Source organism: Streptomyces sp. NPDC040589 (assembly GCF_055594445.1).
The window spans coordinates 1012891-1025708 of the sequence record NZ_JBVIWP010000001.1 but is presented as its reverse complement, the minus strand read 5'-3'; the positions used below and the strand labels follow the sequence as shown (position 1 = coordinate 1025708).

The 12818-nt window shown below is 72.0% G+C and carries 13 protein-coding genes; 9 read left to right on the top strand and 4 right to left on the bottom strand.

Annotated features, from left to right (window positions below; genetic code table 11):
• Positions 1 to 29: 29 nt before the first annotated feature.
• Together ACZ58V_RS04675 and ACZ58V_RS04670 are read right to left on the bottom strand one after the other, a co-directional pair.
• Entirely contained in the window at positions 30 to 608 is a 579-nt protein-coding gene (locus tag ACZ58V_RS04675; RefSeq protein ID WP_468187237.1) for an antibiotic biosynthesis monooxygenase, read from the bottom strand.
• A gap of 123 nt (positions 609 to 731) precedes the next feature.
• On the bottom strand, positions 732 to 1601 hold the full coding sequence (locus ACZ58V_RS04670; protein WP_468188271.1) for a DMT family protein: 870 nt from the start codon (positions 1599 to 1601) through the stop codon (positions 732 to 734).
• 163 nt (positions 1602 to 1764) lie between these two features.
• Here ACZ58V_RS04670 and ACZ58V_RS04665 point away from each other — a divergent pair, with 163 nt between their 5' ends.
• The 5 genes from ACZ58V_RS04665 (at position 1765) to ACZ58V_RS04645 (ending at position 6870) form a co-directional block, all read left to right on the top strand.
• Positions 1765 to 2127 carry a hypothetical protein gene (locus ACZ58V_RS04665; RefSeq protein ID WP_468187239.1) on the top strand — a complete coding sequence of 121 codons (363 nt, stop codon included), beginning with the start codon at positions 1765 to 1767 and terminating at the stop codon, positions 2125 to 2127.
• 14 nt (positions 2128 to 2141) lie between these two features.
• Positions 2142 to 3323: a glutathionylspermidine synthase family protein gene (locus ACZ58V_RS04660; protein WP_471288339.1), complete on the top strand. Its 1182-nt coding sequence runs from the start codon at positions 2142 to 2144 to the stop codon at positions 3321 to 3323.
• Between the two features lie 201 nt (positions 3324 to 3524).
• Entirely contained in the window at positions 3525 to 5021 is a 1497-nt protein-coding gene (locus tag ACZ58V_RS04655) for a glycine hydroxymethyltransferase (RefSeq protein WP_468187243.1), read from the top strand.
• Between the two features lie 115 nt (positions 5022 to 5136).
• A complete protein-coding gene (gene trpS, locus ACZ58V_RS04650) occupies positions 5137 to 6150 on the top strand; it encodes a tryptophan--tRNA ligase (protein WP_468187245.1) in 1014 nt (337 codons plus the stop codon).
• Between the two features lie 141 nt (positions 6151 to 6291).
• Entirely contained in the window at positions 6292 to 6870 is a 579-nt protein-coding gene (locus ACZ58V_RS04645; protein ID WP_471288336.1) for a 2'-5' RNA ligase family protein, read from the top strand.
• Between the two features lie 432 nt (positions 6871 to 7302).
• On the opposite strand, the gene ACZ58V_RS04640 is transcribed toward ACZ58V_RS04645, so the two are convergent.
• Together ACZ58V_RS04640 and ACZ58V_RS04635 are read right to left on the bottom strand one after the other, a co-directional pair.
• Positions 7303 to 8058 carry a decaprenylphospho-beta-D-erythro-pentofuranosid-2-ulose 2-reductase gene (locus ACZ58V_RS04640; protein WP_468187250.1) on the bottom strand — a complete coding sequence of 252 codons (756 nt, stop codon included), beginning with the start codon at positions 8056 to 8058 and terminating at the stop codon, positions 7303 to 7305.
• Positions 8059 to 8178: 120 nt separating this feature from the next.
• Entirely contained in the window at positions 8179 to 9561 is a 1383-nt protein-coding gene (locus ACZ58V_RS04635) for an FAD-binding oxidoreductase (RefSeq protein WP_468187252.1), read from the bottom strand.
• A 133-nt stretch (positions 9562 to 9694) separates the two neighbouring features.
• Between ACZ58V_RS04635 and ACZ58V_RS04630 the strand changes: the two genes are divergently transcribed.
• Genes ACZ58V_RS04630 through ACZ58V_RS04615 form a run of 4 tightly spaced genes read left to right on the top strand, consistent with a single transcriptional unit; the run spans position 9695 to position 12522 of the window.
• Entirely contained in the window at positions 9695 to 10216 is a 522-nt protein-coding gene (locus tag ACZ58V_RS04630) for a phosphatase PAP2 family protein (RefSeq protein ID WP_468187254.1), read from the top strand.
• Positions 10209 to 11153 carry a decaprenyl-phosphate phosphoribosyltransferase gene (locus ACZ58V_RS04625; protein WP_471288330.1) on the top strand — a complete coding sequence of 315 codons (945 nt, stop codon included), beginning with the start codon at positions 10209 to 10211 and terminating at the stop codon, positions 11151 to 11153. Before ACZ58V_RS04630 ends, ACZ58V_RS04625 begins: the two co-directional genes overlap by 8 nt.
• On the top strand, positions 11150 to 11605 hold the full coding sequence (locus ACZ58V_RS04620) for a GtrA family protein (RefSeq protein ID WP_468187257.1): 456 nt from the start codon (positions 11150 to 11152) through the stop codon (positions 11603 to 11605). Before ACZ58V_RS04625 ends, ACZ58V_RS04620 begins: the two co-directional genes overlap by 4 nt.
• Positions 11593 to 12522, top strand: a complete 930-nt coding sequence (locus ACZ58V_RS04615) for a YihY/virulence factor BrkB family protein (protein ID WP_468187260.1) — start codon at positions 11593 to 11595, stop codon at positions 12520 to 12522. The genes ACZ58V_RS04620 and ACZ58V_RS04615 overlap by 13 nt, the downstream gene beginning before the upstream one ends.
• Positions 12523 to 12818 lie beyond the last annotated feature (296 nt).

Below are 12818 nucleotides of genomic sequence, written 5' to 3'. Positions count from 1 at the left end.
CGCCCACCTCCCTCTGTTCGTTCGCGGACCTACGTGGCCCGGCGTTTGTGCCGCCCACGAAGCGCCTGGAGCGACGGGTACAGCCATTTCCTGAAGAAACGCTGGAGGCGCGGCATGAGAATCCAGGTGACAAGGGCGGTCACACACAGACATAACAACAGCGTGCGTATCAGTGCATTGAGATCACCGAGATAAGGAAGCACCGTCAGATTGAACAGGAGCACCGGCGGGAAAACCGCGCTCATATTCACGAACCACAGTTTCCATTTCTTCGGCGGTGCCGGCGGCGCGGGCGTCAGAGTCTGCGCTTCGAACCAGGCCCGGGCGCCCGGCACCCTCCGGCGCTCCGCCTCCCGGGCGACCCCCTCCAGCCGGGCGTCCCACTGCGTCCGGGAAAGCGATTGTTCCCAGGCCAGGGCCGACCCCTCGCTGGCGAAGCGATAGACGACATGCCACTCCGCCCCTCCGTCGACAAGTACCCCACCCCCCAGAAACCCCGGCTGCCGCGCGGTCGCGCCCAGCATGGCCCACCCCCAGGAGTGGAAGTCGGCCGCACGGCCCGGCATCACGCGATAGGCCACGGTGACCGTGACGGGATTACTGGTCACGTCGTCCCATACGGAAAGCGGTTCCCGCGCGTTCAAGATTCAACAAACAATTTTCCGGCTGCCCGGAAGTCGTCCGGAACGTGAAGCCTTACGGCACGCGCACCCCCTGCGGAAAAGCCCAGCTCACTTCGGTGCGACCGCGTCCTCCCCGGCTTCCCCGGACGCCCCGCCCCCGGACTCCACCGGTGCCTCCCCGAACCGCGAAAGCGCCAGCGCCCCGGCCACCGCCACCGCGAAACCGAGTACCGCCAGCCAGCCCAGCCCCTCCCGCGTACGGTCCCCGAGCCACACCACGCCGATCAGCGCGGGCGCGACTGTCTCCCCGAGCACCAGACCGGCGGTCGCCGTGGTCACCGACCCGCGCTGCAGGGCCGAGGTCAGCAGCAGGAACGCGGCCCCGCCCCCGAGCACCAGCGCGTACGCCGCCGGATTCGTGAAGAGCTCCCCGGGCGACAGCCCGTCGATGAGCCGGACCGCCACCTCCACCACCCCGAACCCGCAGCCGGCCCCCAGGCCGAGCGCGAGCGCCCGCCCCCGCTCCGGCAGCCGCCCGCCCACCGCCCCGAGCAGCAGCACCCCGCCGGCCGCCCCGAGCATCGCCCACTTCAGCCAGGCCGGCCCCGTCTCGTCGCCCTCCGCCCCGGCCGCAAGACCCAGCAGCGCGAGCCCGGCGCACACCACCCCCACCGCCCCCCACTCCATGCGGCTCAGCCGCACCTTGAGCAGCCGCGCCGCGACCACGGCCGTCACCGCGAGGCTCGCGGCCAGCGCCGCCCCCACGGCATAGATCGGCACCGACCGCAGCGCCACGATCTGGAGCAGGAAGCCGAGCCCGTCCAGCGCGAGCCCCACCAGATACCGCCACTGCCGCAGCGCCCGCCACAGCAGCGCCACGTCCCCGCCCGGACCGGTCGCGGCCGCCGACCGCGCGGCCATCGCCTGCAACACCGTCGCCGTACCGAAGCAGACGGCCGCACCAAGGGCGCACACCATTCCAAAGATCACAAAACGACAGTAGGGGAGGGGGTGCGGGCAGGGGGGCATGCACGCCCGCTCGCACCGATCTCTAGGCTGACCGCTCGGCAGTACACGGCGCGGTACACGAAGCGGTACCCGACGCCGTACACGACACGAAGAACACGGGGGAGAGACGAACATGGCCGAGACACGGCGGCGACTGCGCTCCAGCACGGTGGTGCTGGGCGGCATGGGTGTCCTCGCGGCGGCCCTGTCCGCCTGCGGCTCCGACCCGGACCGCCGCTGTGTGGACCGGGACAGCTACGACTACATCAACGGCTACAAGATCGTCGCCGACAAGAACTGCAACGCGTCCTCCTCGTCCGGCTCCTCCTACGGCAAGGGCCGCAAGAAGACCGGCAAGACCACGACCACGAACGCCGACTGGTACTACGACGCCGACGTCAGCGGCGGCTACGCCGACAACGGCACCTTCAGCCGCAGCGAGGCCGTGGACCGCGGCGGCTTCGGCTGCTCGGGCTCCGGCAGCGGCGGCGGCTGAACGGGCCCGGGCAGATGGAACGCCGCACCATGGAGCCCCGCCCCGGCTGGCAGCAGACCGTCGAGGAACAGGGCCTGATCTACCCCCTCACCCGCTACCCCGACGACTCCCTGCGCCCCTACTGGGACGAGAGCGCGTACTACGTCTTCACCCTGCCGGAGATCGAGGCGCTGGAAGAGGTCGTCGAGGAACTCCACCGCATGTGCCTGGAGGCGGCCCGCCACATCGTCGCCGAGGACCGTTTCGCGGACCTCGGCATCACCGACCCCCGCGTCGCCCACGCGGTCGCCGAGTCCTGGCACCGCCGCGCCGAACTCCCCTCCCTCTACGGCCGTTTCGACCTCCGCTACGACGGAACCGGCCCGGCCAAGCTCCTGGAGTACAACGCCGACACCCCCACCTCACTGGTGGAGGCCGCGTCACCCCAGTGGTTCTGGATGGAGGAGCGCTTCCCCGGCGCCGACCAGTGGAACTCCCTCCACGAACGCCTGATCGACGCCTGGAAGAAGCAGGCCGCCCTCCTCCCGCCGGGCAGCCCCCTGTACTTCGCGTACTCCTCCGCCGACGAACTCGGCGAGGACCTGATGACGGTCGCCTACCTCAAGGAGACGGCCGAGCAGGCGGGCCTGGAGACCGACTGGATCTCCATGGAGGAGATCGGCTGGGACCGCCTCTCCGGCCGCTTCGTCGACCAGCGCCTCCGCTTCATCCGCAGCGCCTTCAAGCTCTACCCCTGGGAGTGGCTCACCACCGACCGCTTCGCCGGCCACGTCCTGGACACCCTCGACAACGGCGGCGGCACGGGCTCCACCCTGTGGATCGAACCGGCCTGGAAGATGCTCCTCAGCAACAAGGCCCTGCTCGCGATCCTCTGGGAGCTGTACCCCGGCCACCCGAACCTCCTCCCGGCCCACCTGGACGGCCCCCGCGACTTGCCCGCCCAGGGCTGGGTCGCCAAGCCCCTCCTCGGCCGAGAGGGCGCGGGCGTCACGATCCACGACCCCGGCACCGACCCCTTCGTCCGCGACGAACCCTGCGTCTACCAGCAGCTTGCCCCCCTGCCCGACTTCGACGGCAACAGGGTGGTCCTGGGCGCATGGGTGGTGGAAGACGAGTCGGCGGGCCTGGGCATCAGAGAGTCCTCGGGCCTGATCACGGACGAGTACGCCCGGTTCCTGCCCCACGTGATCCTTTAGCGACCTGCTTTTCAGGGGCGCGGGGAACTGCGCGACCAGCCCCCACGCACCCGCACCCGGCAGCGAGGAGTGACCCGGCAGACGCTCCCCCGCCCCAGCCGGTAGGCTGATCGCCGGGCCGTGACTGGCGTGCTGGGATGGGACCGACCATCGGGAAGCGGCCCCCGGACCTGGCTGAACGCCGGGGACCGGAACCGTGCCGTGCGCCTGGGCCGTACCGTGAACGCTGAACGCAACGTCCGGAGGTCCCCCATGCCCGAGCAACTCTCCCCCGCTTCCACCGCCTACCGCGCCGCGCTGGACGTCATCCGCACCGTGGAACCCCGTGTGGCGGACGCCATCGGCCAGGAGGTCGCCGACCAGCGCGAGATGCTCAAGCTGATCGCCTCCGAGAACTACGCCTCCCCCGCCACGCTCCTGACCATGGGCAACTGGTTCAGCGACAAGTACGCCGAGGGCACCATCGGCCGCCGCTTCTACGCCGGCTGCCGCAACGTCGACACCGTCGAGTCGCTGGCCGCCGAGCACGCCAAGGAGCTCTTCGGCGCCCGCCACGCCTACGTCCAGCCGCACTCCGGCATCGACGCCAACCTCGTCGCCTTCTGGGCCGTCCTCGGCGCCCGCGTCGAGGTGCCCTTCCTGGAGAAGACCGGCGTCCGCCAGATCAACGACCTGACCGAGGCCGACTGGGCGGAGCTGCGCCAGGCCTTCGGCAACCAGCGCATGCTGGGCATGTCCCTGGACGCAGGCGGCCACCTCACCCACGGCTTCCGCCCGAACATCTCCGGCAAGATGTTCGACCAGCGCTCCTACGGCACCGACCCGGCCACCGGCCTGATCGACTACGAGGCCCTGCGCGCCCAGGCCCGCGAGTTCAAGCCGCTGATCATCGTCGCGGGCTACTCGGCCTACCCCCGCCTGGTGAACTTCCGGATCATGCGCGAGATCGCCGACGAGGTCGGCGCCACGCTGATGGTCGACATGGCGCACTTCGCCGGCCTGGTCGCGGGCAAGGTCCTGACCGGCGACTTCGACCCGGTCCCGCACGCCCAGATCGTGACGACGACCACCCACAAGTCGCTGCGCGGCCCCCGCGGCGGCATGGTCCTGTGCGACGACTCCCTGAAGGACCAGGTCGACCGCGGCTGCCCGATGGTCCTCGGCGGCCCGCTCCCGCACGTCATGGCCGCCAAGGCCGTCGCCCTCGCGGAGGCCCGCCAGGAGTCCTTCCGCGACTACGCCCAGCGCATCGTCGACAACTCCCGCGCCCTCGCCGAGGGCCTGATGCGCCGCGGCGCCACGCTGGTCACGGGCGGCACGGACAACCACCTCAACCTGATCGACGTCGCCTCCTCCTACGGCCTCACCGGCCGCCAGGCCGAGGCCGCCCTGCTCGACTCGGGCATCGTCACCAACCGCAACGCGATCCCCGCCGACCCGAACGGCGCCTGGTACACCTCCGGCATCCGCATCGGCACCCCGGCCCTGACCACCCGCGGCCTGGGCACGGCGGAGATGGACGAGGTCGCCGGCCTCATCGACCGCGTCCTCACCGCGACGGAAGCGGGCACGACCAAGTCGGGCGCCCCCTCCAAGGCGTCCCACGTCCTCGACGCGAAGATCGCCGACGAGATCTCCCACAGGGCGACGGACCTGGTCGCGGGCTTCCCGCTGTACCCGGAGATCGACCTCGGCTGACGAATGCCCTCAGGGGCAGCGTCCTCAGGGGCGCGGGGAACCGCGCGAATGGGCCCCACCGGCCCGCAGTTCCCCGCGAACCGATCCCCCCGAGGTCTCTGAGACAATAAGAAACATGGCCTCTGACCGTCCCCGCGTGCTCTCCGGCATCCAGCCCACCGCCGGCTCGTTCCACCTCGGCAACTACCTCGGCGCCGTCCGCCAGTGGGTAGCCCTCCAGGAGACCCACGACGCGTTCTACATGGTCGTCGACCTGCACGCGATCACCATCCCGCAGGACCCGAAGGACCTGCGCGCGAACACGCGCCTGGCCGCCGCCCAGCTCCTCGCCGCCGGTCTCGACCCGGAGCGCTGCACGCTCTTCGTCCAGAGCCACGTCCCCGAGCACGCCCAGCTCGCCTGGATCATGAACTGCCTCACCGGCTTCGGCGAGGCCGGCCGGATGACCCAGTTCAAGGACAAGTCCGCCAAGCAGGGCGCCGAGCGCGCGTCCGTCGGCCTGTTCACGTACCCGATCCTCCAGGTCGCGGACATCCTGCTCTACCAGGCCCACGAGGTCCCGGTCGGCGAGGACCAGCGCCAGCACATCGAGCTCACCCGCGACCTCGCCGAGCGCTTCAACGGCCGTTTCGGCCCGACCTTCACCGTGCCGAAGCCGTACATCCTGAAGGAGACGGCGAAGATCTACGACCTTCAGGACCCGACGATCAAGATGAGCAAGTCGGCGTCCACGCCGAAGGGCCTCATCAACCTCCTCGACGAGCCGAAGGCCACCGCCAAGAAGGTCAAGAGCGCGGTCACGGACACCGACACCGTCATCCGCTACGACGCGGCGGAGAAGCCCGGCATCAGCAACCTCCTCGGCATCTACTCGACCCTCACCGGCGAGACCATCGCCGAGCTGGAGCAGAAGTACGAGGGCAAGGGCTACGGCGCGCTCAAGACGGACCTCGCGGAGGTCATGGTCGATTTCGTGACGCCGTTCCGGGAGCGCACCCAGCAGTACCTGGACGACCCCGAGACGCTCGACTCGATCCTCGCCAAGGGCGCCGAGAAGGCACGCGCGGTCGCCGCGGAGACCCTTTCCCAGGCGTACGACAGGGTCGGTTTCCTGCCCGCCAAGCACTGAACCCGCCCCCGCGCACAGCCGTACCACCGGACAGCGCTGTACATCACTCTGGTTGCGCCTGCCCGTAACCCGGCAGTGGCCGTACAGTCGATAACCGGGTGGTCGTATCAGCGACCCGCCAACTGAACGACAGGAGACGACGTGGGGACCGTAACGATCGGTGTCTCGATCGCGGTCCCGGAGCCTCACGGCAGCGAGCTCCAGCAGCTGCGCGCGGGCTTCGGCGACGCCTCGGCTCACGGCATCCCCACACACGTCACCCTGCTGCCGCCGACGGAGATCGACGAGGCCGCGCTGCCGGCCGTCGAGGCGCATCTGACCGAGGTCGCAGCGGCCGGCCGGCCGTTCCCCATGCGGCTGTCCGGCACGGGCACGTTCCGGCCCGTGTCGCCGGTCGTGTTCGTCCAGGTCGCCTCGGGAGCGGAGGCCTGCACGGGGCTCCAGCAGCAGGTCCGCGACCCCGCCGGGCCGGTCCCGCGTGAACTGCAGTTCCCGTACCACCCGCACGTCACGGTGGCGCACGGCATCGACGAGGCGGCGATGGACCGCGCCTTCGAGGAACTCGCCGGCTACGAGGCCGAGTGGCCCTGCACCGGCTTCGCCCTCTACGCACAGGGCGCCGACGGCGTCTGGCGCAAGCTCCGCGACTTCCCCTTCGGCGGCGCGGTCGTCCCACCCCAGGCGGGCCCCACGGAACGCGGCTCGGTCCCGACGCGCTGAAGCGACGGGCGCTGCTCGGGCGCGGAAGCGGCCGGCGTCGCCTCGTGCTCAAGTGCCCGGCGTCGCCTCGTGCTCAAGCGGCCGGCGTCGCCTCGTGCTCAAGTGCCCCGCGTCGCCTCGTGCTCAAGCGGCCGGCGTCGCCTCGCGCTCAAGTGCCCGGCGTCGCCTCGTGCTCAAGTGCCCGGCGTCGCCTCGTGCTCAAGCGGCCGGCGTCGCCTCGTGCTCAAGCGGCCGGCGTCGCCTCGTGCTCAAGTGCCCCGCGTCGCCTCGTGCTCAAGCGGCCCGCGTCGCCTCGTGCTCAAGCGGCCCGCGTCGCCCCCGCGCTGAAGCGGCGCTTGCCCTCGGGACGGCGGCCGCGGGGCGTCTGTGGCTTGTCGCGCCCACGCGGTGGTAGCCACAAGTCGACTACACCCCGCGCCCCTGAGCGCGGTCTCAGATCGGCAGCCGCCGGAACACCCCGCGCGGCAGGTGGCGCAGTGCCGCCATCACCACGCGCAGGGCGCCCGGTACCCACACCGTCTCCGAGCGGCGGCGCAAGCCCAGCTCCACGGCTGTCGCGACGGCCTCGGGCGTGGTCGCCAGGGGCGCCTCGGGCAGACCGGCGGTCATCCGCGTACGGACGAAGCCGGGGCGTACGACCATGACGTGCACGCCCGTGCCGTGCAGCGCGTCGCCCAGCCCCTGCGCGAAGGCGTCGAGGCCGGCCTTGCTGGAGCCGTAGATGAAGTTCGCGCGGCGGGCCCGCTCGCCCGCGACGGAGGACATGACGACCAGGGAGCCGTGCCCCTGGGCCTGGAGCGCGCGGGCGCACACCAGGCTCGCCGAGACCGCGCCGGTGTAGTTGGTCTGCGCGACCCGCACCGCCGCCTCCGGCTCCCGCTCGTCACGGGCCTGGTCGCCGAGCAGGCCGAAGGCGAGCAGCACCATGTCGATGTCGCCCTCGGCGAAGACCTTGCCGAGCACGGCCTCGTGGGAGCCGGGGTCGAGCGCGTCGAACGCGATGGTGTGCACATCGGCCCCGAGTCCGCGCAGCCGCCCGGCGGCCTCCTCCAGGGCGGCCGAGGGGCGGCCCGCGAGCCAGACCGTGCGGGTGCGGCGGGCGACCAGCCGGCGGGCGGTCGCCAGCGCGATCTCCGACGTACCGCCGAGGACGAGCAGGGACTGGGGGAGACCGAAGGCGTCCTTCATGACAGCTCCTAGTGCCGAGGGGGCTTCTGATGGATCTCCGCGGCGTCGCGACGCCCGGCACGCACTCTCGCCACGCACCGAACGCCGCTCCTTCTTCCACGGAGATCCATCAGAAGCCCCCTAGAGGTGGAGGCGGCGGGCCAGGTCGGACACGAACACCCCGTGCGGGTCCAGTTCGGCGCGCAGTGCGCGGAAGTCGTCCAGGCGCGGGTACATGGCCGCGAGCAGCTCCGGACGCAGCCGGGCGTCCTTGGCGAGGTAGACGCGCCCGCCCGCGCCGGCGACCTCCTCGTCGAGTTCGTCGAGGAACGCCCCGAGGCCGGGCAGCCCCGCCGGGATGTCCAGCGCCAGCGTCCAGCCCGGCACGGGGAACGACAGCCAGCCCGGGTCGGACTCCCCGAACCGCTTGAGGACGGCCAGGAAGGACGGGCAGCGGCGCTCGGAGATACGGCGGACGACGCGGCGCAGCGCGTCCTCCCGGCCGTGGCCGACGACGAACTGGTACTGCACGAAGCCGCCGCGGCCGTAGACCCGGTTCCAGTGGGGCACCCCGTCCAAGGGGTGGAAGAAGGCGGAGATGCGCTGGAGTCGGCCGATTCGCGCGCGGGGGGACTTGCGGTACCAGAGCTCGTTGAAGAGGCCCACGGTGGTCCGGCTGAGGAGGCCCTCGGGGACGAGGGCCGGGGCGGCCGGGAGGCGGGCGGTGCGGAAGGCCAGCGGGTCCGAGCGCAGGCGGGCGGGCAGCGCGTCCAGGGGCGCGTGGTCGCCGCGGGTGAGGACCGCCCGGCCGGTGGCGGCGCCCCGGGCCAGCAGGTCGATCCAGGCGACCGAGTAGCGGTAGCGGTGGTCGGTGGCCGCCAGCCGGGCCATCAGGTCGTCGAGGTCCGCGGCCCGTTCGGTGTCGACCGACATCAGCGAGGTCTCGACCGGCTGGAGGCGGATCGTCGCGGTGAGGATCACGCCGGTCAGCCCCATGCCGCCCGCGGTGGCGTCGAACAGGGGCGTGCCGGGGACCACCGTGCGGATCTCGCCGTCGGCGGTGAGCAGTTCGAAGGACAGCACGTGCCGCGAGAACGAGCCCGAGACATGGTGGTTCTTGCCGTGGATGTCGGCGCCGATCGCCCCGCCGACGGTGACGTAGCGCGTGCCGGGGGTGACCGGCACGAACCAGCCGAGCGGCAGCAGCACCTGCATCAGCCGGTGCAGGGAGACGCCCGCGTCGCACAGCACGGTCCCGCCGGCGGCGTCGATCGCGTGGACGCGGTCCAGGCCCGTCATGTCGAGCACGGACCCGCCCGCGTTCTGCGCCGCGTCCCCATACGCCCGTCCCAGGCCCCGGGGGATCCCGCCGCGGGCCCCGCACTCCCGGACGGCCGCCGCGGCCTCCTCGTACGTCCTCGGACGGATCAGCCAGCCCGCGGTGGGAGCGGTGCGGCCCCAGCCGGTGACGGTGGTGTGGTCCGGGCCCATGACGTCCGGGGCGGAATCGGTGTCGGCAGACATGTCCGTGACCGTATCGCCCTCTTGTGAGCGATTAGTTAGCGAACATGGCATCCCTCCCCGAAATGGGTGATTAATGGGATGTCGCTCAATATTGCCGGAGTTCGGGCCGCGCGGGCGTGAACAGTGAGTCCACATGGACGACCTCGACGACCTGCACGACATGGACCACCGGATCGTTTCGGCGCTCAGGGTGTGCGGCACCGACCCGCGCGTGGCAGGCGCCGCGCGTGCCCTGTCCTGGGCCGGGGAGCACGCGGCGCTGTGGCTGGCGGCGGGGCTCGCCGGAGCCGCCGTGGACGGCGGACGGCGCGGCGCCTGGCTGCGCGGCACGGCGCTGACCGCCGGGGCGCATCTCGTCAGCATGGGCGTGAAACGGGTCGTGCGCCGACCGCGCCCCGCGCATGTCGAGCCCCTGGTGCGCACCGCCGGCCGGCACTCCTTCCCCAGCTCACACGCCGCCTCCGCCGCGGCTGCCGCCGTCGCCTTCGGCGCCCTGGGAGCGCGCGCGGTCCCGCCCCTCGCCGCCGCCGTGTGCGTCTCACGGCTGGTGGCCGGCGTCCACTACCCCTCGGACGTCGCGGCCGGCGCCGCCCTCGGAGCGCTCACCGCCCGGCTCGGCGCCCGCTGGGTGGAGGGAGGCGCCCGCCATGACTGAGACGGCCGTCCTGCGGCAGCGCGCGGGCGGGGAGCCGCCCGCACCACCCCGCAAGGGCAGTCTCCTGGCCGGTCTCCTCAGGACCGCGCGCCCCCGGCAGTGGATCAAGAACATCCTGGTGGTCGCCGCCCCCGCGGCCGCGGGCGAGCTCTTCTCCCGGCACGCCCTGACGCAACTCGCCCTCGTCTTCGTCCTCTTCACCGCCTGCGCCGCCGCCGTCTACCTCGTCAACGACGCCCGCGACGCCGAAGCCGACCGGGCCCACCCCGCCAAGCGGCACCGCCCGGTCGCCGCCGGGCAGGTCCCGGTGCCCGTCGCCTACGCCGTCGGCGGCGTCCTCGCCGTCCTCGCGCCCGCCGCCGCGGCCCGGCTCTGCTCCCCGGCCGTCGCCGCCCTGCTGGCCGCCTATCTCGGCATGCAACTGGCCTACTGCATCAGCCTCAAACACGTCCTCGTCGTCGACCTCGCCGTCGTCACGACCGGCTTCCTGATGCGGGCGATGATCGGCGGACTCGCCCTCGGCATCCCGCTGTCACGCTGGTTCCTGATCACCACCGGCTTCGGCGCGCTGTTCATGGTGTCGGCCAAGCGCTACTCCGAAGCCGTGCAGATGGCCGGGAAGGCGGGCGCCACGCGCGCGTTGCTCACCGAGTACACCAGCGACTACCTCCGCTTCGTCTGGCAGCTCGCGGCCGGGGTCGCCGTCCTCGGCTACTGCCTGTGGGCCATGGAGGAGGGCGGCGTCCCGCACACCAGCGTGCTGCCCTGGCGGCAGCTGTCCATGGTCGCCTTCATCCTCGCCATCCTCAGATACGCCGTCTTCGCCGACCGCGGCACGGCCGGCGAACCCGAGGACGTCGTCCTGCGCGACCGGGCGCTCGCTCTCATCGGCCTGGTGTGGATGGCGATGTACGGCCTGGCGGTGGCCAATTGGTGACCACGCGCGCGTGGCGAAGCCGGTCAGCCCTCCCCTCGCGCCGGGAACTGACCGGCTTCGCCACCGCCGGTCTCCTCGCCTACGCCGTCGACCTGGCCCTGTTCACCTGCCTTCGCGGCCCCGCCGGACTCGACCCGCTCACCGCCAAGGCCCTGTCCTTCGTGGCCGCCTGCTCGGTGGCCTACGCGGGCAACGCCCTCGGCACCTACAGATCCGCGCGGGGCCGGGGCTGGCGCCCGTACGCCGTCTTCTGCGCGGTGAACCTCGCCGGTGCCGCCGTCCAGTTGCTCTGCCTCGCCGTCAGCCACTACGGCCTCGGACTGACCTCCCAGCGTGCGGACACGGTCTCCGGTGCGGTCGTCGGTATGGCTCTGGCCACGATTCTGCGGTTCTGGGGTACCCGTACATGGGTGTTCCGGGCGGAGGGCAGAAGCGGATCATGGACTGGCTGAAAAAGCTTCCGGTCGTCGGGCCGTGGGCGACCCGGCTGATGATCACGCACGCGTGGCGGTCGTACGAGCGGCTGGACCGCGTGGCGTGGACGCGGCTGGCCGCCGCGATGACCTTCACCAGCTTCGTCGCGCTGTTCCCGCTGCTGACCGTGGCCGCCGCGATCGCCGCCGCCACGCTCGGCAAGGACCAGCAGGACAAGCTGCAGGACAAGATCGCCGAGCAGGTGCCCGGCATCTCCGACCAGCTGGACATCTCAGGCCTGGTGGACAACGCCGGTGCCATCGGTCTCATCGCGGGCGCGCTGCTGCTCTTCACCGGCATCAGCTGGGCGGGCTCCATGCGCGAGTGTCTGCGCGCGGTGTGGGAGCTGCCCGAGGAGGAGGAGAACCCGGTCCTGCGCAAGGCCAAGGACGCGGGCGTCCTGGTCGGTCTCGGCGGCGCGATCCTCGTCACCCTCGCCGCCTCGGCGGTGGCCTCCGCGATGGTCGGCTGGATCATCCGGCAGTTGGGCATCGACGAGGGCGGCTGGGGCGGGGCCCTGCTGCGGATCGCCGCGTTCCTGGTCGCCGTCCTCGCCGACTTCCTGCTCCTCCTCTACGTCCTGACGCTCCTGCCCGGCGTAGAGCCCACGCGCCACCGCCTGATCGTCGCCGCACTGACCGGCGCGGTCGGCTTCGAACTCCTGAAACTGCTCCTCAGCGGCTACCTCCAGGGCGTCGCCGCGAAGAGCATGTACGGCGCGTTCGGCGTGCCCGTGGCCCTGCTGCTGTGGATCAACTTCACCTCGAAGCTGGTGCTGTTCTGCGCGGCCTGGACGGCGACGCAGAGCAAGGAGGACGAACTCCCGGACACCGGCCGTCGTGCCCCGGACGGGTCGGGCGGTGCGTCGGATCCGGCGGTGGCGGGCGGCGGGTGACCTTGAAGGCATCGGCAGCGCCGCGGTGGTGCCGGTGCCTGGGGGTGAGTCGTCGCCGGGGCCGGTCCGGCGGCGCGTCAGGTCCGGGGGTGGCCGGTGGCGGTTGACCTGGAAGGCGTCGCCCGTGAGTGGCCCTCTGGTGATGGCGTGCGGGGTGCTGGGCGTCAGTGGTCGTCGCCCTGGCGGGTCGGGTGGCGCGGTCAGGTCCGGGGGTGGCCGGTGGCGGTTGACCTGGAAGGCGTCGCCCGTGAGTGGCCCTCTGGTGATGGCGTGCGGGGTGCTGGGCGTCAGTGGTC